Annotated in this window: 20 protein-coding genes; 10 read left to right on the top strand and 10 right to left on the bottom strand. The window is 61.0% G+C overall.

Going from position 1 to position 21,590, the window contains the following annotated elements:
- Positions 1–868 precede the first annotated feature (868 nt).
- Positions 869–1,228, top strand: coding sequence for a DUF6124 family protein (locus NTD85_RS26885; protein WP_262143680.1), 360 nt, complete (start codon positions 869–871; stop codon positions 1,226–1,228).
- Positions 1,229–1,400: 172 nt separating this feature from the next.
- On the opposite strand, the gene NTD85_RS26880 is transcribed toward NTD85_RS26885, so the two are convergent.
- Positions 1,401–2,120 (bottom strand): SIMPL domain-containing protein, encoded by a 720-nt coding sequence (locus tag NTD85_RS26880; protein ID WP_262143679.1) that lies wholly within the window; start codon positions 2,118–2,120, stop codon positions 1,401–1,403.
- 415 nt (positions 2,121–2,535) lie between these two features.
- Here NTD85_RS26880 and NTD85_RS26875 point away from each other — a divergent pair, with 415 nt between their 5' ends.
- From NTD85_RS26875 to NTD85_RS26855, 4 genes are all read left to right on the top strand, one after another.
- Positions 2,536–3,798, top strand: coding sequence for an ATP-binding protein (locus tag NTD85_RS26875; protein WP_003221626.1), 1,263 nt, complete (start codon positions 2,536–2,538; stop codon positions 3,796–3,798).
- Positions 3,791–4,351, top strand: a complete 561-nt coding sequence (locus NTD85_RS26870) for a response regulator transcription factor (RefSeq protein WP_003221630.1) — start codon at positions 3,791–3,793, stop codon at positions 4,349–4,351. Before NTD85_RS26875 ends, NTD85_RS26870 begins: the two co-directional genes overlap by 8 nt.
- 96 nt (positions 4,352–4,447) lie before the next feature.
- Positions 4,448–6,175 carry an ABC transporter ATP-binding protein/permease gene (locus tag NTD85_RS26865; protein WP_262143678.1) on the top strand — a complete coding sequence of 576 codons (1,728 nt, stop codon included), beginning with the start codon at positions 4,448–4,450 and terminating at the stop codon, positions 6,173–6,175.
- Positions 6,176–6,363: 188 nt separating this feature from the next.
- Entirely contained in the window at positions 6,364–7,110 is a 747-nt protein-coding gene (locus NTD85_RS26855; RefSeq protein ID WP_103485926.1) for a FadR/GntR family transcriptional regulator, read from the top strand.
- Positions 7,111–7,114: 4 nt separating this feature from the next.
- On the opposite strand, the gene NTD85_RS26850 is transcribed toward NTD85_RS26855, so the two are convergent.
- The 3 genes from NTD85_RS26850 to NTD85_RS26840 all read right to left on the bottom strand — a co-directional run bounded on the left by NTD85_RS26850 (position 7,115) and on the right by NTD85_RS26840 (position 9,233).
- A complete protein-coding gene (locus tag NTD85_RS26850; protein WP_262143677.1) occupies positions 7,115–7,468 on the bottom strand; it encodes a hypothetical protein in 354 nt (117 codons plus the stop codon).
- A 260-nt stretch (positions 7,469–7,728) separates the two neighbouring features.
- Positions 7,729–7,917 (bottom strand): hypothetical protein, encoded by a 189-nt coding sequence (locus NTD85_RS26845; RefSeq protein ID WP_103485928.1) that lies wholly within the window; start codon positions 7,915–7,917, stop codon positions 7,729–7,731.
- 11 nt (positions 7,918–7,928) lie between these two features.
- On the bottom strand, positions 7,929–9,233 hold the full coding sequence (locus NTD85_RS26840; RefSeq protein WP_262143676.1) for a phospholipase: 1,305 nt from the start codon (positions 9,231–9,233) through the stop codon (positions 7,929–7,931).
- Between the two features lie 237 nt (positions 9,234–9,470).
- Here NTD85_RS26840 and kdgD point away from each other — a divergent pair, with 237 nt between their 5' ends.
- From kdgD to NTD85_RS26815, 5 genes are all read left to right on the top strand, one after another.
- Positions 9,471–10,382 (top strand): 5-dehydro-4-deoxyglucarate dehydratase, encoded by a 912-nt coding sequence (kdgD, locus tag NTD85_RS26835; protein WP_201135802.1) that lies wholly within the window; start codon positions 9,471–9,473, stop codon positions 10,380–10,382.
- Positions 10,383–10,442: 60 nt separating this feature from the next.
- Positions 10,443–11,888, top strand: coding sequence for an aldehyde dehydrogenase family protein (locus NTD85_RS26830; RefSeq protein WP_262143675.1), 1,446 nt, complete (start codon positions 10,443–10,445; stop codon positions 11,886–11,888).
- A gap of 182 nt (positions 11,889–12,070) precedes the next feature.
- A complete protein-coding gene (locus tag NTD85_RS26825; RefSeq protein ID WP_003221643.1) occupies positions 12,071–13,435 on the top strand; it encodes an MFS transporter in 1,365 nt (454 codons plus the stop codon).
- An 11-nt stretch (positions 13,436–13,446) separates the two neighbouring features.
- Positions 13,447–15,000: a galactarate dehydratase gene (garD, locus tag NTD85_RS26820; protein ID WP_262143674.1), complete on the top strand. Its 1,554-nt coding sequence runs from the start codon at positions 13,447–13,449 to the stop codon at positions 14,998–15,000.
- A 236-nt stretch (positions 15,001–15,236) separates the two neighbouring features.
- On the top strand, positions 15,237–16,178 hold the full coding sequence (locus NTD85_RS26815; RefSeq protein ID WP_103485933.1) for an AEC family transporter: 942 nt from the start codon (positions 15,237–15,239) through the stop codon (positions 16,176–16,178).
- Between the two features lie 135 nt (positions 16,179–16,313).
- Here NTD85_RS26815 and NTD85_RS26810 read toward each other — a convergent pair whose 3' ends face one another.
- The 6 genes from NTD85_RS26810 to gatC all read right to left on the bottom strand — a co-directional run bounded on the left by NTD85_RS26810 (position 16,314) and on the right by gatC (position 21,577).
- Complete coding sequence (locus NTD85_RS26810; protein ID WP_003221648.1) at positions 16,314–16,694, bottom strand: carboxymuconolactone decarboxylase family protein; 381 nt, start codon at positions 16,692–16,694, stop codon at positions 16,314–16,316.
- Positions 16,691–17,752, bottom strand: a complete 1,062-nt coding sequence (locus NTD85_RS26805; RefSeq protein ID WP_262143673.1) for a calcium/sodium antiporter — start codon at positions 17,750–17,752, stop codon at positions 16,691–16,693. Before NTD85_RS26805 ends, NTD85_RS26810 begins: the two co-directional genes overlap by 4 nt.
- 46 nt (positions 17,753–17,798) lie before the next feature.
- Positions 17,799–18,173, bottom strand: a complete 375-nt coding sequence (locus NTD85_RS26800) for a septal ring lytic transglycosylase RlpA family protein (RefSeq protein ID WP_262143672.1) — start codon at positions 18,171–18,173, stop codon at positions 17,799–17,801.
- A 192-nt stretch (positions 18,174–18,365) separates the two neighbouring features.
- Positions 18,366–19,811, bottom strand: coding sequence for an Asp-tRNA(Asn)/Glu-tRNA(Gln) amidotransferase subunit GatB (gene gatB / locus NTD85_RS26795; protein ID WP_103521629.1), 1,446 nt, complete (start codon positions 19,809–19,811; stop codon positions 18,366–18,368).
- Between the two features lie 10 nt (positions 19,812–19,821).
- Positions 19,822–21,273 (bottom strand): Asp-tRNA(Asn)/Glu-tRNA(Gln) amidotransferase subunit GatA, encoded by a 1,452-nt coding sequence (gatA, locus tag NTD85_RS26790; protein ID WP_003221655.1) that lies wholly within the window; start codon positions 21,271–21,273, stop codon positions 19,822–19,824.
- A 16-nt stretch (positions 21,274–21,289) separates the two neighbouring features.
- On the bottom strand, positions 21,290–21,577 hold the full coding sequence (gene gatC, locus NTD85_RS26785) for an Asp-tRNA(Asn)/Glu-tRNA(Gln) amidotransferase subunit GatC (protein ID WP_003221657.1): 288 nt from the start codon (positions 21,575–21,577) through the stop codon (positions 21,290–21,292).
- Between the last annotated feature and the right edge of the window lie 13 nt (positions 21,578–21,590).

Below are 21,590 nucleotides of genomic sequence, written 5' to 3'. Positions count from 1 at the left end.
AGGTGGTTGTTTTTTCAGGTTAGCGGGGATTTGGGTGTGTTCGGAAATATCGTTTTTTCTGTTGAGATGTCTATCTCGGTATATGTGGCGGCTTTCGTCGAGTACATATCCGTTGCTGCGGTAACGGCTGCTTAGGGTTCCGCCCTGACGGCGGGTCACTTTGGCAAAAGCCCCAAAGTAACCAAAGGGCTTTACCCTGACGTTCGGCCCTCGCCTAGGCTCGGGTTCCTTCGCTCCGGGATTCATCCTGGGGCAGCGCCTACGGTTTGCTTCGCTGCACCTCCTCTCGCTGTGTTTGGCTGCGCCAAACGGTCGCTGCGCTCCCACCCCCGGATAAACCCCTCCACTCAGCCTGCCGACGGGCCCTCAGATCAAAAGCGGTACTCGAGCTAACGCTCATCGTGTGAGTGGTGAAAAGCGGGTGCGGCGACTGGCTAAGTGATGACGGCCTGACAGCCGACCAATCTCTAACTGCCTGCACGCCATCCACTGTGGGAGCGGGCTTGCTCGCGAAGAGGCCCGTCCAGTCACCCAATAACCTTGGCCTGTTTAAAGTCGTTTCAAATAACCAGAACCTTCCCACAAGGTTTTCAGGTTGTCCCTCGGACGCCAGCTCTCTAGCCTTGAGCTGTCGCTGAAGATTCAGCGATCGGGCGTGAGAACCCGGCAGTTCATAGTCATTCAGTGCCCATACCCGCATAATTGCCGCCAGCCAATACGCTGTATGCAATTACGTTATGGCGGCTCTGTGCGGGCAGACTTTTGTCTGGCCGGGTGCCTATGACCGGTTTCTCACCCCGCACACAGCTGCCACCTCTTCGTCGTGTGAGAAACGGCTTGAGGTGGTCCAACGTCATAGGTGAAATGCATGTCCAAGCCTGTCCCCGATCCACCCCCAGAAACAACGCCACTCTCCGAAGCCCTCCACGCCGAAGACCTCGCGAAAAACCGCGAAGCCATCAAACGTGCCCTCGATTTCTACCTCAGCCCCGAAGCCACAAAACCGCGTCTGCCCAGTTCGATGTTCCTCGTCCACCCGGGCATCGACACGGAAAGCCTGCTGGCGCATGCCTGTGAATCCCTGGCCTCGGCCAATACCATGGCCAGTGATTTCGCCGATCAGCTCAGTCGCCCGCAGCGCAATACGGCGCTGGCGATTCAGCAGATCATCATGCTGGCTGAACTGGCGGTGAACCGGGCGCTGGATCGGGTGGATCCGCAAGGCTGACGACCGCGTTATCGTTCTTCGCGAGCAAGCCCGCTCCCACAGGGGGAATGCATTTCAAACTGTGGGAGCGGGCTTGCTCGCGAAGGCGGCAGATCAAACAACACAAATTTCAGGCACAAAAAAACCGGCGATCATTCACTGATCGCCGGTTTCTCATTCATCGCACATCAACTCACTGCATCAGCACTTCAATCGAGCCATCGGCGGTCAGGCTGACCTGGCTGGTGCCGGCTTCAACTTCTGGTGTCACCGGTGCCGAATCCGCCATGCCGGCGGCTTTCATCATCATCGGGGCGCGCATGTACGGTTGCGGGAAGCCATTGCTGTTGAGGTTCAGGTTGACGATTTTGTAGCCCTTGCCGCCCAGTGCATCGGTGGCCAGTTGCGCGCGGGCCTTGAAGGCGCTGACGGCTTCTTTCAGCAACTTGTCTTCGCTGGCCTTGCGGGTCGGCTCGGCGATGGCGAAGTCCATGCCGCCCATTTTCAAGTCGGTCAGCAGTTCGCCGGTGAGTTTGGACAGGGCGGCGAAGTCGGCGCTTTCCAGGCGCAGTTCGGCGCGCTCACGCCAGCCAGTGATTTTCTGGCCCTTGGTGTCGTAGATCGGGTAGCTGTTGCGGCTGCCCTGGCGCAGGGTGATGTCCTTGACTTGCTTGGCCTGGGCCAGTGCCTTGTTCATGGTGGTGCTGACGTCGGCGGCGAGTTTGGCCGGGTCGGTGTTTTGCGCTTCGGTGTAGAGCGTCACGATCATCAGGTCGCGGGCCACTTCCAGGCTGACTTCGGCGCGCAGGGAAATCTGGTTGTAGTGCAGCTCATCGGCGGCCAGCGCCGGAAGGCTGGCGACGCTGCCGACGGTCAGGGCGAGAAGGGCGGCGCTGCGGCGAAATGTGTGCATGAAAGCTCCTTGATGAGGGCGCAGGTGCTGGATCGGGGGGCCTGCGTGAAACCATCAGACTCTAGCTTTTATGCTCCGGTTCGCCCAGTTACAACTTCTATACAGATGGCCGGGATCACCGCAGATCCTGAGTCGAGTGCGCTCTTGTGGCGAGGGAGCTTGCTCCCGCTGGACTGCGAAGCAGTCCCAAACCCGGCAACCGTGATCTGCCAGAAATACCGGAGATACCGGATTTACGACTGCTTCGCAGCCGAGCGGGAGCAAGCTCCCTCGCCACAGGTGATCTCGGGCAGCCATGCGGGGTAGACCAATTTTTCGGCAACGCCATGTGGTCATTTGCCGCACTTTCGCCTCTCAAAGCCGTGGCTTGGTTATACTCCGTGCGATTCGCCTGGAGCGCTCATCAGGAGAGCTCATGCTCGCCCCCGTACAACTGACTTCCGCCACTCGCCAGAACCTCTGGCGGCTGACTTTTATCCGCACCCTGGTGCTCGCCGCGCAGGCCGGCTCCGTAGGCCTGGCCTACTGGCTGCAACTGCTGCCGTTGCCGTGGGTGCAACTGGCGATGACCCTTGGCTGCTCGATTCTGCTGTGTGTGTTCACCGCCGTGCGCCTGCGTACTTCATGGCCGGTGACTGAACTCGAATACGCCCTGCAACTGGCCTGCGATCTGGTGATCCACAGTGCGTTGCTGTATTTCTCCGGCGGTTCGACCAACCCGTTCGTTTCCTATTATCTGGTGCCGCTGACCATCGCGGCGGTGACGCTGCCGTGGCGTTATTCGGTGATTCTGTCGGGTATCGCGCTGGCGCTGTACACCGTGATGCTCACGCGTTTCTACCCGCTGGAAACCCTGCCGGTGGCCCGCGAGAACCTGCAGATCTACGGCATGTGGCTGAGCTTCGCGCTGGCCGCTGCGGTGATCACCTTCTTCGCTGCGCGCATGGCTGAAGAGCTGCGTCGTCAGGAAGAGTTGCGGGCGATTCGCCGCGAAGAAGGCCTGCGCGATCAGCAGTTGCTGGCCGTCGCCACCCAAGCGGCCGGCGCCGCACATGAGCTCGGCACGCCGCTGGCGACCATGAGCGTGTTGCTCAAGGAGATGCAGCAGGATCATCCCGACGCGATGTTGCAGGACGATCTGAAAGTGCTGCAGGATCAGGTCAAACTGTGCAAAGAGACCCTGCAACAATTGGTGCGCGCCGCCGAAGCCAACCGCCGTATGGCCGTGGAGATGCAGGACGTCACCCAATGGCTCGACGAAGCGCTGAACCGCTGGCACCTGATGCGTCCGGAAGCCAGTTACCGTTTCCAGCGTCTCGGCCAGGGCAGCGTGCCGCGCATGGCGCCGCCGCCGGATCTGACCCAGGCGCTGCTCAACCTGCTGAACAATGCCGCCGACGCCTGCCCGGAAAATCTCCAGGTAACGCTGGACTGGGACGCGGAAACCGTGACCATCAGTATTCGTGACCACGGCGCCGGTGTGCCGCTGGCCATCGCCGAGCAGATCGGCAAACCGTTTTTTACCACCAAGGGCAAAGGTTTCGGCCTGGGCCTGTTTTTGAGCAAGGCCAGCGTGACACGCGCCGGCGGCTCAGTGAAACTCTATAGTCATGAGGAAGGCGGCACGCTCACCGAGCTGCGCCTGCCCCACGGCGCCCGAGGAGACCAACATGAGTGACGAAATCCAAGTCGAAGGCGAAGAACTGCCGCATTTGCTGCTGGTCGACGACGACGCGACCTTCACCCGAGTGATGGCCCGTGCCATGGCCCGCCGTGGCTTTCGCGTCAGCACCGCCGGTTCCGCCGAGGAAGGCCTGACCATCGCCCAGGCCGACCTGCCGGACTACGCCGCGCTCGACCTGAAAATGGACGGCGACTCCGGCCTGGTGCTGCTGCCCAAGCTGCTGGAGCTGGACCCGGAAATGCGCGTGGTGATCCTCACCGGTTATTCGAGCATTGCCACCGCGGTCGAAGCGATCAAGCGCGGCGCCTGCAACTACCTGTGCAAACCGGCCGACGCCGACGACGTACTGGCCGCGCTGCTCTCCGAGCACGCCGACCTCGACAGCCTGGTGCCGGAAAACCCGATGTCGGTTGACCGTCTGCAGTGGGAGCACATCCAGCGTGTGCTGACCGAGCACGAAGGAAACATCTCCGCCACTGCCCGCGCCCTGGGCATGCACCGCCGCACCCTGCAGCGCAAACTGCAGAAGCGTCCGGTTCGTCGCTGAACCTGCGCTGAACGGCCATCGCCAGCTTTCGCGATAACGCGCACCGATCAACTATGATCGGTGCGTGTCTGTTCTTTTCTTTATCGAGCCTTTTCCATGAATCAGAACGCTGAATATTCCGCGGTCAACGATGCTGTGCGCGGGCAGTTTTTTCGCAAGGTGTGGGCGATCATCACGCCTTACTGGCGCAGTGAAGAGAAGGGCAAGGCCTGGACGCTGCTGATTGCGGTGATCGCGCTCTCGTTGCTGAGCGTGGGCATCTCGGTGTGGTTCAACACTTGGTACAAGGACTTCTACAACGCCCTGCAAAAGAAGGATGAAGCGGCGTTCTGGCGCTTGATTCTGTACTTTTGCGGCATTGCGGCCGTGGCGATTATCGGCGCCGTGTACAGGCTCTATCTGACCCAGATGCTGACGATTCGCTGGCGGGCCTGGCTTACCGAAAAACATTTCTCCCGTTGGCTCGCCGACAAGAATTACTACCAGCTGGAGCAGGGCGGTTACACCGACAACCCGGACCAGCGGATTTCCGAAGACCTCAACAACTTCACCTCCAATACCCTTGAACTGGGGATCGGCCTGCTGCGCAATATCGTCAGCCTGGTGTCGTTCTCGATCATTCTGTGGGGCGTTTCGGGCAGCATCGAAGTCTATGGCATCACCATTCCCGGCTACATGTTCTGGTGCGTGCTGGTCTACGCCGTGGTGGGCAGTTGGCTGACGCACTTGATCGGTCGTCGCTTGATCGGCCTGAACAACCAACAACAACGCTTTGAAGCCGACCTGCGTTTTTCCATGGTGCGGATTCGCGAGAATGCCGAGAGCATCGCGTTGTATAACGGCGAGCCGAACGAAAATCGTCGCTTGAGCGGCCGTTTTGGCAATGTCTGGCATAACTTCTGGGACATCATGAAAGTGTCCAAGCGCCTGACGTTCTTCACTGCCGGTTACAGCCAGGCGGCGATCATCTTCCCGTTTATCGTTGCGTCGCCGCGTTACCTCGCCGGCAAGATCGAACTTGGCGAGTTGATGCAGATCAGCTCGGCATTCGGCAACGTTCAGGAGAGCTTCAGCTGGTTCATCAGCGCTTACCAGAGCCTCGCGTCCTGGCGCGCCACCTGTGATCGTCTGCTGAGTTTCCGGCAGGCCATGACCGATAACGAAGAGCGCATCCCGGCCATCGACGTGCAGAATCAGGGCCGTGAGTTGAAAGTGCACAACCTCGGTCTGGATCTGGCAGACGGTCGCCACCTGCTGACCAATGCCGACATGACGGTGGAGCCGGGTGACCGGGTGATGCTCAGCGGCCGCTCTGGCAGCGGCAAGTCGACCCTGCTGCGGGCGATGGGGCACTTGTGGCCGGCGGGGCACGGCAACATCCGCCTGCCGGCGGCGCGTTATCTGTTCCTGCCGCAGAAGCCGTATCTGCCGATCGGCACCCTGCGCGAGGCGTTGAGTTATCCACAACCGGGCGACACCTACGCGCCGGAGCGCTACGTCGAGGTGCTGGAAATCTGCCGTCTGCCGCATCTGGTCGGCCGACTGGACGAAGCCAATCACTGGCAGCGCATGCTCTCGCCGGGTGAACAGCAACGTCTGGCCTTCGCCCGCGCCATGCTTTACGCACCGCAATGGCTGTATATGGACGAAGCGACGTCGGCGATGGATGAAGAGGATGAAGCGACGCTGTATCAGGCGCTGATCGATCAATTGCCGGGGCTGAGCATCGTCAGTGTCGGCCACCGCAGCAGCCTCAAACGCTTCCATCCACGCCATGTGCGCATCGACAGCGGGCATCTGGTGGAGCAGGCCGTGACCGCCTGATCACCACCATTACCCAGTGGGAGCGGGCTTGCTCGCGAAGGCGTCCATTCAGTCGACAAATCGGTTGCCTGACACACCGCCTTCGCGAGCAAGCCCGCTCCCACAGGGGGTTACGCGTGGTAAGTGATCGTACAACCCGCCTGCGCTATGATGCCCACCAAGCCGAATTTCGAGACAAGACGTAGACCATGGAAAACCCGATCGACACCCCACGCCTCCCGCGCAAGCGCCGCAGCCTCGCCCAGGAGCTGGTGACGGTGCTGACCGAGCAGATCCGCGACGGTCTGCTCAAGCGCGGCGACAAGCTGCCCACCGAGTCGGCGATCATGCAGGAACATGGCGTCAGCCGCACCGTGGTGCGTGAGGCGATTTCCCGCTTGCAGGCCGCTGGCCAGGTGGAAACCCGCCATGGCATCGGCACGTTTGTGCTGGACACCCCGAGCCCCAGCGGTTTTCGCATCGACCCGGCGACGGTTGTCACCTTGCGTGATGTGCTGGCGATTCTCGAATTGCGCATCAGCCTGGAAGTGGAGTCCGCCGGCCTCGCCGCGCAACGCCGCAGCCCGGAGCAACTGGCGACCATGCGAGCGGCCCTCGATGCGCTGAACGACAGCGTGGCCCACGCCAGCGACGCGGTGGCCTCGGACTTCGCCTTCCATCTGGAAATCGCCCTGTCCACCGGCAACCGCTATTTCACCGACATCATGACCCACCTGGGCACCAGCATCATTCCGCGTACGCGGCTGAATTCTGCGCGCCTTGCGCATGACGATCAGCAGCACTACATGAACCGCCTGAGCCGGGAACACGAGGAAATCTACGAAGCGATTGCCCGTCAGGATGCAGATGCGGCGCGGGCGGCGATGCGTCTGCACTTGACCAACAGCCGCGAGAGACTGCGCCAGGCCCATGAAGAGGCGCAGGCGCAGGGGTGAAAGGTTACAGCTCCAGTTTAATGCTCAGAGGCGGTGATTGCTCAGGCGCCTGATTGAGACGTTTAGTGATGTAGTGGAGATCGGCAGTCGCTTCGGGAGTCAGTTTCTTTTCAAAAACATCTTTGGGGATTGAGAAAGTGATTGGCTTTCCTAACTCGGGCGCAGTCAGTACGTGATGGTCTTGCCACGTGTTACCGGAGGTGGTCACTACATAAAAAGTAATTCGGTCACCGACAGATGCATGAGGGGATGGCGGCACTTCTCCGTGGGCGGCTCCCGTCAGTTTGCCAACATAAAGTTTTCCGTCTTCTGCTTCCCTGAGACTTGGCGCAGCCAAAGCTTTAGCTTGTGCAGTCATGATCAAACTCCGTTTCAATATCCATCAAACCGTTTGAAGGCAAGCTGATTACGGCGTTACCTGGCGGAGCCGGTTCGTTAACTCCTTGAACATTGAAGCCGGAAGCGGATTACGCCGGCACCTGTAAGAAATACCAGTTTCGACGAACGGTAAGCCGCTGATTCATGCAACGACACAGCGCTTTCGCGAGCAAGCCCGCGCCCACTCTGGAATGCATTTCAACTGTGGGAGCGGGCTTGCTCGCGAAGGGGTCCGTGAATTCAGCGCGGCAATATCGAACGATCCACCCTCACCGCCAGTTTCGCTTTACCCGGCTTGGCAGCAAACGCCACTTCGCCTGATTGATCCACAACCCCCCGCGCAATCGGCTTGCCATCGGCCAGCAACTCCAGCGGCGCCCCTTGCAGCGATTGCCCCGACGCCAGTTCCAGTTTCAATTTGATCGTCATGCCCATTCTCCTTAATTGACGTTGCCGCTCGGGTGATAGTCCTTGAGCAGCAGGTAGGTGCTCCAGCCCCACCAGTTGTCGACGGTGGCGGTGTCGTTGAGGTTGTTCACATCTTTGCGGCGCAAGACTTTGCCGCCCTCGACGCGGAACAGCGGCGCGAAGTTATTGGAAATATTCAGCACCGCCGTCAGGTCGGGCACGCGTTGCAGTGCGGCGAATGTGGACGGGGCGGGCAGCGTGCCGCTCAAGTAAGCGGCAAACACCTCATCCGCCGAGGCCTGCACCGCCAGATTGACCTGGGTGCGGTTGTCCGCGTCGCTGGTTTCGAAGTAGCGCTTGTCGCCGTAGGCGCGCCATTGATCGCCATGGGCGTTGCGCACCTTGAGGCCGAATTTGCTGTCCTCGTCGTGCATGAAACGGGTGATCAGTGAACCCAGATCGCTCGGGGTCACCACTGCGGCAAGCTCCTTGCGCGGTACTCGCAAGTGGCCGGATGAGAACAGGTCGGTGAGGAAGTGGTCGGCAAACGCGTTCATCGCGTAGGCGCGCTCCAGTTGCTGTTTATCCTGACTGGCGCGGGCGGCGATGGCGGTTTGCAGGGCGGCGGTGTGACCGGCGATATAAGCCAGTCTTGCCCATTCGCCGAAGTGGTCGGCGTTGTTCGCCGCCAGTTTCAGATAACGCCCGAGCGGGATCAGCGCGGAGACGAAACTGCCGCCACCGGTAATCTTGTTCCACTCTTCGGACAACGTATCTCCCAGTGCATCGTAAGCTTCGTGAGCCGGTTTACCGTCCTGGATCGCTTTTTTAACCGCGTCGATCTCTTTTTGCATGACCGCGAGAATCTGCGTGGCCTCGGCGCGCGAGGCCGGCAGTACTGCGAGGGAGTCGAAGGCGGCATTGAACCGGTTCAGGCGATCGGCCGGGGTCGCACCTTCGTTGATCGGTCGATCAACCACGCCGTAGAAATCACCGCCCAGCGCCAGCACCTGACCATAGGTGAGCGCGAGGCCGTTGGGCAGGTGCAACGGCACGTTTTGCGCGCGGATCGGTTCAGCGTTTTCAGCAAGGCGCAGCAGGGTGTTGTCGCCGATGGCCGTGTGTTCGCCACCTTCGAAGCGCAGTTTGGGCTTGCCTTTGAGGGGGTTGCCGGGCAGGGCGCTTAGCGGTTCGACATCGCTGTGGGCGTCGGCGATGTGCAACACCAGATGCGGATTGTCGGCGCTGAAGTGGATGCCGTTTTCCGTGAAAAGATCATCGAAACGAGCGATCAGCGGTTTGGGTCTTTCCTGAGGTTTTGGGTGCGGTCCGGACATTTCTTGCTCCTTGATATGCCGTCTGTGGATTTATTTTTAGCTGTATGTATATACAGCTTAATCGAGCCTAGACCAGATTTTTCCTACGTCAAGAAGGGATTTTGTCCGACAAAAAGCGTGGGGCAACGATGAAATGCAGTTGACGGTTATCTTTTAAGTTGTACGATGACCTACAACTTCAGCGCTGGCTGAATCATAAAACTCACAAAAAATGTTGCTACCCAGGGTGTTCGAAAAATGAATCCACAAGAACTGAAGTCCATCCTCTCCGCCGGTCTGTTGTCGTTCCCGGTCACCGATTTCAACGCCCAGGGCGATTTCAACCGCGCCGGCTATATTAAGCGTCTGGAATGGCTGGCCCCGTATGGCGCTTCGGCACTGTTCGCCGCCGGTGGCACCGGTGAGTTCTTCTCCCTGGCAGCCAGCGAATACTCGGAAATCATCAAGACCGCGGTCGACACCTGCGCCACCAGCGTGCCAATTCTGGCCGGTGTCGGCGGTTCGACCCGTCAAGCCATCGAGTACGCTCAGGAAGCCGAGCGTCTGGGCGCCAAAGGCCTGTTGCTGCTGCCGCACTACCTGACCGAAGCCAGCCAGGACGGCGTTGCCGCCCACGTTGAAGCGGTGTGCAAATCGGTGAACATCGGCGTGGTGGTCTACAACCGCAACGTCTGCCGCCTGACCGCGCCACTGCTGGAACGTCTGGCCGAGCGCTGCCCGAACCTGATCGGCTACAAGGACGGTCTGGGTGATATCGAGTTGATGGTGTCGATCCGTCGCCGCCTCGGTGATCGCTTCAGCTACCTCGGCGGCCTGCCGACCGCTGAAGTCTATGCCGCTGCCTACAAGGCACTGGGCGTCCCGGTCTACTCCTCGGCGGTGTTCAACTTCATCCCGAAAACCGCGATGGATTTCTACCACGCGATTGCCCGCGACGATCACGCCACCGTCGGCAAGATCATCGACGACTTCTTCCTGCCGTACCTCGACATCCGCAACCGCAAAGCCGGTTACGCCGTGAGCATCGTCAAGGCCGGGGCCAAGATTGCCGGCTATGACGCAGGCCCGGTGCGGGCGCCGCTGACCGACCTGACCGGCGAAGAATTCGAAATGCTCGCCGCGCTGATCGACAAGCAAGGCGCGCAATAAACACCGACCCACAAGGCCGCTGAGCAATCAGCGGCTTTTGCGTAGAGAGGAGAATTTTCTGTGGCTGATTCCAAGCGTTACGACAACTACATCAACGGTGAATGGGTCGCCGGTGCCGATTACTCGGCGAACATCAATCCGTCCGAGTTGAGCGACACCATCGGCGACTACGCCAAGGCTGACCTGACTCAGGTTCACGCCGCCATCGATGCCGCCCGTGCCGCGTTCCCGGCGTGGTCGACGTCCGGTATTCAGGCCCGTCACGATGCGCTGGATAAAGTCGGCACGGAAATCCTCGCCCGTCGCGAAGAACTCGGCACCCTGCTGGCCCGGGAGGAGGGCAAGACCCTGCCCGAAGCCATCGGCGAAGTGACCCGCGCCGGCAACATCTTCAAATTTTTCGCCGGTGAATGCCTGCGGCTGTCCGGCGACTACGTGCCGTCGGTGCGCCCGGGCGTCAACGTTGAAGTCACCCGCGAAGCCCTCGGAGTGGTCGGTCTGATCACCCCGTGGAACTTCCCGATTGCCATCCCGGCATGGAAGATCGCCCCGGCCCTGGCCTACGGCAACTGCGTGGTCTTGAAACCGGCGGATCTGGTGCCGGGCTGCGCCTGGGCGCTGGCGGAAATCATCTCCCGCGCAGGTTTCCCCGCCGGCGTGTTCAACCTGGTGATGGGCAGCGGCCGGGTAGTCGGCGAAGCGCTGGTCAACAGCCCGAAAGTCGATGGCATCAGCTTCACCGGCTCGGTCGGTGTGGGTCGGCAGATCGCCGTTAATTGCGTGTCGCGCCAGGCCAAAGTGCAGCTGGAAATGGGTGGCAAGAACCCGCAGATCATTCTCGACGACGCCGACCTCAAACAAGCGGTCGAGCTGTCGGTGCAGAGCGCGTTTTACTCCACCGGCCAGCGTTGCACGGCGTCGAGCCGCCTGATCGTCACCGCCGGGATTCACGACAAGTTCGTCGAAGCCATGGCCGAGCGCATGCAGTCGATCAAGGTTGGCCATGCGCTGAAATCCGGCACCGACATCGGCCCGGTGGTTTCCCAGGCGCAACTGGAACAGGACCTGAAGTACATCGACATCGGTCAGAGCGAAGGTGCACGTCTGGTCAGCGGCGGTGGTCTGGTGACCTGCGACACCGAAGGCTACTTCCTCGCGCCAACGCTGTTTGCCGACAGCGAAGCGTCGATGCGCATCAGCCGTGAAGAGATTTTCGGCCCGGTGGCCAACGTCGTTCGCGTGGCCGATTACGAGGCGGCGCTGGCGATGGCCAACGACACTGAGTTCGGCTTGTCCGCCGGTATCGCCACCACCTCGCTGAAGTACGCCAACCACTTCAAGCGCCATTCGCAGGCCGGGATGGTCATGGTCAACCTGCCGACCGCCGGTGTCGATTACCACGTTCCGTTCGGCGGCCGTAAGGGTTCATCCTATGGCTCACGTGAGCAAGGCCGCTATGCACAAGAGTTCTACACGGTCGTGAAGACCAGCTACATCGGTTCCTGAATGAACATGCGGTGTCGACCCTGGCACCGCACCCCTGTAGGAGCTGCCGAAGGCTGCGATCTTTTGATCCTGATCTTCAAAGCAAGATCAAAAGATCGCAGCCTGCGGCAGCTCCTACAGGGAATACATGCAGCACAACAGATTCACCCGCGCATAAAAATAATCAGTGGGAGTACATCTACATGCAACCGTCCAAGCCGACTCACGTCCGCTATTTGATCCTGCTCATGTTGTTCCTGGTGACCACGATCAACTACGCCGACCGCGCGACCATCGCCATCGCCGGTTCCAGCCTGCAAAAAGACCTCGGCATCGACGCGGTCACCCTCGGTTATATCTTTTCCGCCTTCGGTTGGGCCTACGTGGCCGGGCAGATCCCCGGTGGCTGGCTGCTCGATCGCTTCGGCTCGAAAAAAGTCTATGCCCTGAGCATTTTCTGCTGGTCGCTGTTCACCGTGCTGCAGGGCTTTGTCGGTGAGTTCGGCATGTCCACGGCGATTGTTGCGCTGTTCATGCTGCGCTTTCTGGTGGGCCTGGCCGAAGCGCCGTCGTTCCCCGGCAACGCTCGAATTGTCGCAGCGTGGTTCCCGACTGCTGAACGTGGCACCGCTTCGGCGATTTTCAACTCGGCGCAATACTTCGCCACGGTGCTGTTCGCGCCGCTGATGGGCTGGATTGTCTATACCTTTGGCTGGGAACACGTGTTCATCGTCATGGGCGGTTTCGGCATTGTCTTCTCGCTGATCTGGCTCAAGGTTATCCACAGCCCGCGCCAGCACCCGATGGCCAACGACGCCGAAGTGCAGTTCATCGCCGACAACGGCGGCATGGTCGACATGGATCAGAAGCAAGGCAAAAAGTCGGACGGGCCGAAGTGGGATTACATCCGCCAGTTGCTGACCAACCGCATGATGCTCGGCGTTTACCTGGGCCAGTACTGCATCAATGGCATCACTTATTTCTTCCTGACCTGGTTCCCGGTGTACCTGGTGCAGGAGCGCGGCATGACCATTCTCAAGGCGGGTTTCATCGCCTCGTTGCCGGCGATCTGCGGCTTCATCGGCGGCGTACTCGGCGGGGTGATTTCCGATTACCTGCTGCGCAAAGGGCACTCGCTGACCTTCGCCCGCAAGGCACCGATCATCGGCGGTCTGCTGGTGTCGAGCAGCATCGTCGCCTGCAATTACGTGGACATCGAATGGATGGTGGTCGGCTTCATGGCCCTGGCGTTCTTCGGCAAAGGCGTGGGTGCGCTGGGCTGGGCAGTGGTTTCCGACACTTCGCCGAAACAGATCGCCGGTCTCAGTGGTGGCTTGTTCAACATGTTCGGCAACATCGCATCGATCACCACACCGATCGTGATTGGCTACATCATCAGCTCCACCGGTTCGTTCAAGTGGGCACTGGTGTTCGTCGGCGCCAACGCACTGGTCGCGGTGTTCAGCTACCTGGTGATCGTCGGTCCGATCAAACGTGTGGTGCTCAAAGAGCCGCCAACCAACGGTGGTTCTGAAATCACCGGCAAATTGTCTCAAGCGCATTCCTGAGGAGCGGCGTCATGCAGTTGATTGAACATTCCGACTCGCCGCGCTACATCCGCCTGCACGAGCGGGACAACGTAGTGATTGTGGTCAACGACCAGGGCGTACCGGCCGGCACCGAATTCCCGGACGGTCTGGTGACCGTGGATTTTGTGCCGCAGAGCCACAAGGTCACCCTCGAAGACATTCCCGAGGGCGGTCAGGTGATTCGCTACGGTCAGACCATCGGCTACGCGTTGCAGCCGATTCCACGCGGCAGTTGGGTCAAGGAAGATCAACTGCGCATGCCGACCGCGCCGCCGCTGGACAGCCTGCCGCTGTCCACCGAAGTACCGGCCGCGCAGGCCCCGCTGGAAGGTTTCACCTTTGAGGGTTACCGCAACGCCGACGGCACCGTCGGTACGCGCAACATCCTCGGGATCACCACCACGGTGCAGTGCGTGACCGGGGTGCTCGATCACGCGGTGAAACGTATCAAGGACGAGTTGCTGCCGAAGTACCCGCACGTCGATGACGTGGTGGCGCTGACCCACAGTTACGATTGTGGCGTGGCGATCACCGCCACCGATGCGTACATCCCGATCCGCACCGTGCGCAATCTGGCGCGCAACCCGAACCTGGGTGGCGAAGCGTTGGTGATCAGCCTCGGCTGCGAGAAATTGCAGGCCGGACAGGTGATGCACGAGGACGATGCCTCGGTGGATCTCAGCGAGCCGTGGCTCTATCGCTTGCAGGATTCCAGCCACGGTTTTACCGAGATGATCGAGCAGATCATGGCGCTGGCTGAAGTCCGTTTGAAGAAGCTCGACCAGCGCCGCCGCGAAACCGTGCCGGCGTCGGAGCTGATCCTCGGCATGCAGTGCGGCGGCAGCGATGCGTTCTCCGGAATCACCGCCAACCCGGCGCTGGGTTATGCCTCGGACTTGCTGCTGCGCGCAGGAGCTACGGTGATGTTTTCCGAAGTCACCGAAGTGCGCGATGCAATCTATCTGCTGACCTCCCGTGCCGAGACCAAGACCGTGGCGCAGGAACTGGTGCGCGAGATGGACTGGTACGACCGCTATCTGGCCAAGGGCGAAGCGGATCGCAGCGCCAACACCACGCCGGGTAACAAGAAGGGCGGGTTGTCGAACATTGTCGAGAAGTCCCTGGGTTCGATCGTCAAATCCGGCAGCAGCGCGATCAACGGCGTGCTCGGCCCGGGCGAGCGTTTCAAGCGCAAGGGCCTGATCTTCTGCGCAACACCGGCGAGTGATTTTGTCTGCGGCACCTTGCAGTTGGCAGCGGGGATGAACCTGCATGTGTTCACCACCGGGCGTGGCACGCCGTATGGCCTGGCGATGGCGCCGGTGGTCAAGGTCTCGACCCGGACCGAACTGGCGCAGCGCTGGCCGGATCTGATCGACATCGATGCCGGACGGATCGCCACCGGGCGCGCGACCATCGAGGAGTTGGGGTGGGAGTTGTTTCACTACTATCTGGATGTAGCGAGCGGCAAGCAGCAGACCTGGGCGGAGAAGCACAAGCTGCATAACGACATCACCTTGTTCAATCCGGCGCCGATTACTTGACCCTGTGGCGAGGGAGCTTGCTCCCGTTGGACTGCGTAGCAGTCCCCTCTATTTGGGGCCGCTTCGCGACCCAGCGGGAGCAAGCTCCCTCGCCACAGGTGTGACCGCTCCCACATTGGATCTGTGGCGTTTCTGTGGGAGCGGGCTTGCTCGCGAAGGCAATCTGACAGACGCCGGAGGACTCGCTGGCTTATCATTAGCCCCCTGACGACGCTCACCCAAAGGCTCCCCCCGGCATGCTGGCAATCTTCCTCGACACCCTGAATATCACCGCGCCGGTGTTCGCCATGCTGTTCCTCGGGGTGCTGCTCAAGCGTATCGAGTGGATCAACGACAACTTTATCCACACGGCCTCGGCGCTGGTGTTCAACGTGAGCATGCCGGCGCTGCTGTTTCTGGGGATTCTGCATGCGGATCTGCACGCCGCGCTGCAACCGGCGCTGCTGATCTATTTTGCGCTCGCCACGCTGGCGAGTTTTGCCCTGGCCTGGGGTTGGGCGATCATCAAGTGCCCGCGTGAAGATCGCGGCATCTACACCCAGGGTGCGTTTCGCGGCAACAACGGGGTGATTGGTCTGGCGCTGGCGGCGAGCATGTACGGCGACTACGGGATTTCCCTCGGGGCGATTCTCGCGGCGCTGGTGATCCTGTTCTACAACACCCTATCGACCATCGTGCTCGCGGTGTACAGCCCGGTGATCAAGTCCGATCCGTGGAGCATCTGCAAAAGCGTGTTCAGCAATCCGTTGATCATCAGCGTGATCGCGGCGGCGCCGTTTGCCTGGTTCAAGCTCAGCCTGCCGGGCTGGCTGGAAACTTCCGGGCAGTATCTGGCACAAACCACCTTGCCGTTGGCGCTGATCTGCATTGGCGGCACGTTGTCACTGGCGGCGCTGCGCAAGAGCGGCAGCATGGCGCTGAGTTCGAGCCTGGTGAAGATGATCGGCCTGCCGCTGCTGGCGACGCTCGGCGCATGGCTGTGGGGTTTTCGGGGGGCGGAACTGGGGATTCTGTTTCTGTACTTCGGCAGCCCGACGGCGGCAGCCAGTTTCGTCATGGCCCGCGCGGCGCAGGGCAATCATGAGCTGGCGGCGGCGATCATTGTCATGACCACGCTGATGGCGGCGGTGACCACCAATATCGGGATTTTTCTGTTGCAGTGGGGTGGGTGGATCTAGCCTGAGACTCGGGTTGCTCCTGCGGGCCTCTTCGCGAGCAAGCCCGCTCCCACAGGTTTTTGTGTTGTTAATCAGATTTCAACAACACCAAAGAACCCTGTGGGAGCGGGCTTGCTCGCGAAGGCGTCAGTCCTTTCACTCAGGTTTCTGGTAACTGTCGATCACTTCCTGCGCCGCGCGAAACGCATCAATCGCCGCCGGCACCCCGGCGTACACCGCGCAATGCAGCAACGCTTCACGAATCTCCTCGACCGTGCAGCCATTGTTCAGCGCACCCCGCACGTGGCCTTTCAATTCCTGCGGACACTTCAACGCGGTCAGCGCGGCGAGGGTGATCAGGCTGCGGGTTTTCAGTGGCAGACCTTCGCGATTCCACACGCCGCCCCAGGCGTGCTCATTGACGAAATCCTGCAACGGCTGAGTGAATTCGGTGGCGTTGCCCAGCGCGCGATCAACGAACGCATCGCCCATTACCTGACGGCGGATTTCAACCCCGGTTTTCTGCGAATCGGTCATGGCACATCCCTCTTGTGGTGTTGGCGGCGCCAGGCGCGTACGGACGTGAACAACAGGAACGCCAGCAGCGTCGGCAGCACGTAAAACAGCATCAGCTTTTCCAGTTTGCCGGCCAGCGGCATGCCGGTGGTGAACGACACCACGTGCAGCCCGTAAGCCAGGTACAAACCGAGCAGCAACAAACCTTCGGCGCGGGTCACGCGATAGCCGGAATAGAACACCGGCAGGCACAGCGCGGCGACGCCGAGCATCACCGGCAAGTCGAAATCCAGCGCGTTGGGCGAGACCGACAACGGCGTCGGCGCGATCAACGCAGTGATACCGAGCACTCCCAGCAGATTGAACAGGTTGGCGCCGATCACGTTGCCCACGGCGATATCGCGTTGCCCGCGCAGTGCCGCGATCAGTGAGGTGGCGAGTTCCGGCAGCGAGGTGCCGACCGCGACCACGGTCAGACCGATCACCCGCTCGGAGAAGCCCAGATCGGTCGCCACCGCCACCGCGGCGCGGAGCAGCAAATGCCCGGCGAACACCAGCAGCGCCAGCCCGACAGCGATCATCAGCAGACTGCTGAACCACGGCGCCTTCGGGGTTTGCGGCACTTCCGAATGCGGGCGCGCCGAGTGCCGCGACTGGCGCAGCAGCAAGCCCAGATACAACGCCAGCACGGCGAGCAGCAGGACGCCGTCGAAGCGGCTGATCTGTTCATTCCAGGCGAGGACGAACACCAGCAGACTGGCGCCGATCATCAGCGGAATATCCAGACGCACCAGTTGTCGCGAAACCCGTAACGGAATGATCAGTGCCGACAGGCCGAGGGTCACGAGGATGTTGAAGATGCTGCTGCCGATCACGCTGCCGACGGCGATGTCGGGGTTGTGCGCGAGGGTCGCTTGCAGGCTGACTGCCATCTGCGGGGCACTGCTGCCGAGGGCGACGATGGTCAGGCCGATGATCAGTGGTCGCACATGCAAGCGTGCGGCGAGACGCACGGCGGCGCGCACCATCAGTTCGGCGCCGAGGATCAGCAGTAGCAGGCCACTGAGCAGTTCGATCACGTTGATCAGCGGTAAATCGGCTAGCGCGAAAATGGCGGGTGCTCCATCAGTCGTCGAGGGCCTGCACGCGAACCCGTGCCGTACCGCTGCCGAGCATACCGAGTTGTTCGGCGGCTTCGCGTGAAACATCAATCAGACGGCCACGGGTATGCGGTCCGCGGTCGTTGATGCGCACCACGCAGGATTTGTCATTTTTCAGGTTGGTGACCTTCACCCGCGTACCGAATGGCAGTTGGCGATGGGCGGCGGTCAGGGAATGCTGGTTGAACGCTTCGCCGCTGGCGGTGCGTTTACCGTGGTGTTGGGCGCCGTAGTAGGAGGCGACCCCGGTCTGGTCGTAACCGTGCGGGTCGATGATGTCGTTGCTGGAGCAACCGGCGAGCAAGGAGAGCAGGGCGCACGCGCCGAGCAGGCGTTTCATTCGAAAGCTCCCAAAATAATTGTGGCGAGGGAGCTTGCTCCCGCTCGGCCGCGAAGCGGTCGCAAAACCGGCAACCACATTCTTTCTGGAAGAGTGCGGTTGCCGACTTGGGTCTGCTGCGCAGACCAGCGGGAGCAAGCTCCCTCGCCACAGGGGATCAGAGCCAGTAACAAATGCTGGCTCCATTTGTGGTCAGCCTTCGAGCTTGCTTTTCAGCAGTTCGTTCACTTGCTGCGGGTTGGCCTTGCCTTTCGAAGCCTTCATGGCCTGACCGACGAAGAAGCCGAACATCTTGCCGCGTTTGGCTTCGTCTGCCGCGCGGTATTGCTCGACCTGCTCGGCATTGGCCGCGAGCATTTCGTCCAGCACCGCCGAGATGGCGCCGGTGTCGGTCACTTGCTTGAGACCGCGCTTGTCGATGATCTCGTCCGCCGTGCCTTCGCCGTTGGCCATCGCTTCGAACACCACTTTGGCGATCTTGCCGGAGATGGTGTTGTCCTTGATGCGCTGCAGCATGCCGCCCAACAATTCAGCGGAAACCGGCGAATCCTCGATGTCCAGGCCTTGCTTGTTGAGCAGGCTGCCCAACTCGACCATCACCCAGTTCGCCGCCAGTTTGGCGTCGCCGCCGATGGCGGCGACTTTCTCGAAGTAGTCCGCTTGCTCACGGCTGGTGGCCAGCACGTTGGCGTCGTAGGCCGACAGACCGAACTGGCTCTGGAAGCGCTCGCGTTTTTGCGGTGGCAGTTCCGGCAGGGTGGCACGCACCTCGCCGAGGAACGACTCTTCGATGACCACTGGCAGCAGGTCCGGGTCGGGGAAGTAACGGTAGTCGTTGGCTTCCTCTTTGGAGCGCATCGGACGGGTCTCGTCCTTGTTCGGATCGTACAGACGGGTCTGCTGGATCACTTTGCCGCCGTCTTCGATCAGCTCGATCTGACGCTGGATCTCGGAGTTGATCGCCTTCTCGATGAAGCGGAACGAGTTGACGTTCTTGATCTCGCAGCGGGTGCCGAACTCGACCTGGCCTTTCGGACGTACCGACACGTTGCAGTCGCAACGCAGCGAACCTTCGGCCATGTTGCCGTCGCAGATGCCCAGGTAACGCACCAGCGCGTGGATCGCCTTGACGTAAGCCACGGCTTCCTTGGCACTGCGCATGTCAGGCTCGGAAACGATTTCCAGCAGCGGCGTGCCGGCACGGTTCAGGTCGATGCCGGTGGCGCCGTTGAATTCTTCGTGCAGGCTCTTGCCGGCGTCTTCTTCCAGGTGCGCGCGGGTGATGCCGACACGTTTGACGGTGCCGTCTTCCAGCGCGATGTCCAGGTGGCCCTTGCCGACGATCGGCAATTCCATCTGGCTGATCTGGTAGCCCTTCGGCAGATCCGGGTAGAAGTAGTTTTTGCGGGCGAACACGTTGTGCTGACCGATCTCGGCGTCAATCGCCAGACCGAACATCACCGCCATGCGCACCGCTTCCTGGTTCAGCACCGGCAATACGCCGGGCATGCCCAGGTCGATCAGGCTGGCCTGGGTGTTCGGCTCGGAGCCGAACTGGGTGGAACTACCGGAAAAGATTTTCGACCGGGTAGTGAGCTGAGTGTGAATCTCCAGCCCGATCACGACTTCCCATTGCATGTGTGTCTCCTCAGAAGCCGGTTGGGGTGCGGGTGTGCCAGTCAGTGTTCAACTGATACTGGTGCGCAACATTGAGCAAACGGCCTTCCTGGAAATACGGCGCGAGCAACTGCACGCCAACCGGCAGACCGTCGACAAAACCGGCCGGCATCGACAGGCCCGGCAGGCCCGCGAGGTTGGCGGTGATGGTGTAGACGTCTTCCAGATAGGCAGCGACCGGGTCGCTGTTCTTGGCGCCGAGTTTCCAGGCCGGGTTCGGCGTGGTTGGGCCGAGGATGATGTCGACTTCATTAAAGGCAGCCATGAAGTCGTTCTTCACCAGGCGACGGATCTTCTGCGCTTTCAGGTAGTAGGCGTCGTAGTAACCGGCGGACAGCGCGTAGGCACCGACCATGATCCGGCGCTGCACTTCCGGCCCGAAGCCTTCGCCACGCGAGCGCTTGTACAGGTCGATCAGGTTTTCCGGGTTCTCGCAGCGATGGCCGAAACGCACGCCGTCGAAACGCGACAGGTTCGAGGAGGCCTCGGCTGGCGCGATAACGTAGTACGCAGGAATCGCGTGCTGCATGTTCGGCAGGCTGATTTCCTTGATCACGGCACCGAGCTTCTGCAGCTCTTTGATGCTGTTCTGGATCAGGTCGGCGATGCGCGGGTCGAGACCGGCGCTGAAGTATTCCTTCGGCACGCCGATGCGCAGGCCCTGCAGCGAAGTGTTGAGGCTGGCGGAGTAATCCGGAACCGGCTCATCGATGCTGGTGGAGTCGTTCTGATCGAACCCGGCCATACCTTGCAACAAAATCGCGCAGTCTTCGGCAGTGCGCGCCAACGGGCCGCCCTGATCGAGGCTGGAGGCGTAAGCGATCATGCCCCAGCGCGAAACACGACCGTAGGTCGGTTTCAGGCCGGTGAGGTTGGTGAATGCAGCTGGCTGACGAATCGAACCACCGGTGTCGGTGGCGGTGGCCGCCGGCAACAGACGAGCGGCAACTGCCGCTGCCGAACCACCGGACGAACCGCCCGGCACGTGTTCCAGGTTCCACGGGTTTTTCACCGCGCCGTACCAGCTCGACTCGTTGGCCGAACCCATGGCGAATTCGTCCATGTTGGTCTTGCCCAGGGTCACGGCACCGGCAGCGGCCAGTTTCGCGACTACGGTGGCGTCGTACGGGGCCTTGAAGTTGTCGAGCATCTTCGAGCCGCAGCTGGTGCGGATGCCCTGGGTGCAGAACAGGTCCTTGTGGGCGATCGGCGCGCCGAGCAGGGCGCCGCTCTCACCGTTGGCCCGGCGCGCGTCGGCGGCTTTCGCCTGCTCGAGTGCCAGCTCCTCGGTGAGGCTGATGAAACTGTTGAGCTGCGGATCGAGCTGGGTAATACGCGCCAGCAGGACTTTGGTCAGCTCTTCGGAGGAAAACTTTTTATCGGCGAGACCGCGGGCGATCTCGGCCAGAGTCATTTGATGCATTGCAGGCTCTTTCCCTTTAGTCGATGACTTTCGGAACCAGATACAGGCCGTTTTCGACCGCTGGTGCGATGGACTGATAGGCCTCGCGGTGATTGGTCTCGGTCACGACGTCGGCGCGCAGGCGCTGACTGGCTTCCAGCGGGTGGGCCAAAGGCTCGATACCGTCGGTATCAACGGCCTGCATTTCGTCGACCAGCCCGAGAATGCTGTTGAGGGCGGAAGTAATGTGCGGAAGATCGGCATCATTCAGGCCAAGGCAGGCCAGATGTGCGATTTTTTCCACGTCGGAGCGTTCTAGCGCCATCGGGATTCTCCAG

The organism is Pseudomonas sp. 13B_3.2_Bac1, assembly GCF_025466205.1.
Lineage (GTDB): Bacteria > Pseudomonadota > Gammaproteobacteria > Pseudomonadales > Pseudomonadaceae > Aquipseudomonas > Aquipseudomonas fluorescens_H.
The sequence above is the reverse complement of the archived record's forward strand: the minus strand, read 5'-3'. Positions and strand labels throughout refer to the sequence as shown.

Bases quoted from the DNA above. Each gene is read 5' to 3' on its own strand.
- NTD85_RS26815 (WP_103485933.1), top strand. From the start codon at position 15,237: ATGCTGGCAATCTTCCTCGACACCCTGAATATCACCGCGCCGGTGTTC.
- NTD85_RS26875 (WP_003221626.1), top strand. From the start codon at position 2,536: ATGCTCGCCCCCGTACAACTGACTTCCGCCACTCGCCAGAACCTCTGG.
- NTD85_RS26865 (WP_262143678.1), top strand. From the start codon at position 4,448: ATGAATCAGAACGCTGAATATTCCGCGGTCAACGATGCTGTGCGCGGG.
- NTD85_RS26800 (WP_262143672.1), bottom strand. From the start codon at position 18,173: ATGAAACGCCTGCTCGGCGCGTGCGCCCTGCTCTCCTTGCTCGCCGGT.
- gatB (WP_103521629.1), bottom strand. From the start codon at position 19,811: ATGCAATGGGAAGTCGTGATCGGGCTGGAGATTCACACTCAGCTCACT.
- garD (WP_262143674.1), top strand. From the start codon at position 13,447: ATGCAGTTGATTGAACATTCCGACTCGCCGCGCTACATCCGCCTGCAC.
- NTD85_RS26810 (WP_003221648.1), bottom strand. From the start codon at position 16,694: ATGACCGATTCGCAGAAAACCGGGGTTGAAATCCGCCGTCAGGTAATG.
- NTD85_RS26845 (WP_103485928.1), bottom strand. From the start codon at position 7,917: ATGACGATCAAATTGAAACTGGAACTGGCGTCGGGGCAATCGCTGCAA.
- NTD85_RS26855 (WP_103485926.1), top strand. From the start codon at position 6,364: ATGGAAAACCCGATCGACACCCCACGCCTCCCGCGCAAGCGCCGCAGC.
- NTD85_RS26870 (WP_003221630.1), top strand. From the start codon at position 3,791: ATGAGTGACGAAATCCAAGTCGAAGGCGAAGAACTGCCGCATTTGCTG.
- NTD85_RS26880 (WP_262143679.1), bottom strand. From the start codon at position 2,120: ATGCACACATTTCGCCGCAGCGCCGCCCTTCTCGCCCTGACCGTCGGC.
- NTD85_RS26825 (WP_003221643.1), top strand. From the start codon at position 12,071: ATGCAACCGTCCAAGCCGACTCACGTCCGCTATTTGATCCTGCTCATG.
- NTD85_RS26840 (WP_262143676.1), bottom strand. From the start codon at position 9,233: ATGTCCGGACCGCACCCAAAACCTCAGGAAAGACCCAAACCGCTGATC.
- gatA (WP_003221655.1), bottom strand. From the start codon at position 21,273: ATGCATCAAATGACTCTGGCCGAGATCGCCCGCGGTCTCGCCGATAAA.
- kdgD (WP_201135802.1), top strand. From the start codon at position 9,471: ATGAATCCACAAGAACTGAAGTCCATCCTCTCCGCCGGTCTGTTGTCG.
- gatC (WP_003221657.1), bottom strand. From the start codon at position 21,577: ATGGCGCTAGAACGCTCCGACGTGGAAAAAATCGCACATCTGGCCTGC.
- NTD85_RS26850 (WP_262143677.1), bottom strand. From the start codon at position 7,468: ATGACTGCACAAGCTAAAGCTTTGGCTGCGCCAAGTCTCAGGGAAGCA.
- NTD85_RS26885 (WP_262143680.1), top strand. From the start codon at position 869: ATGTCCAAGCCTGTCCCCGATCCACCCCCAGAAACAACGCCACTCTCC.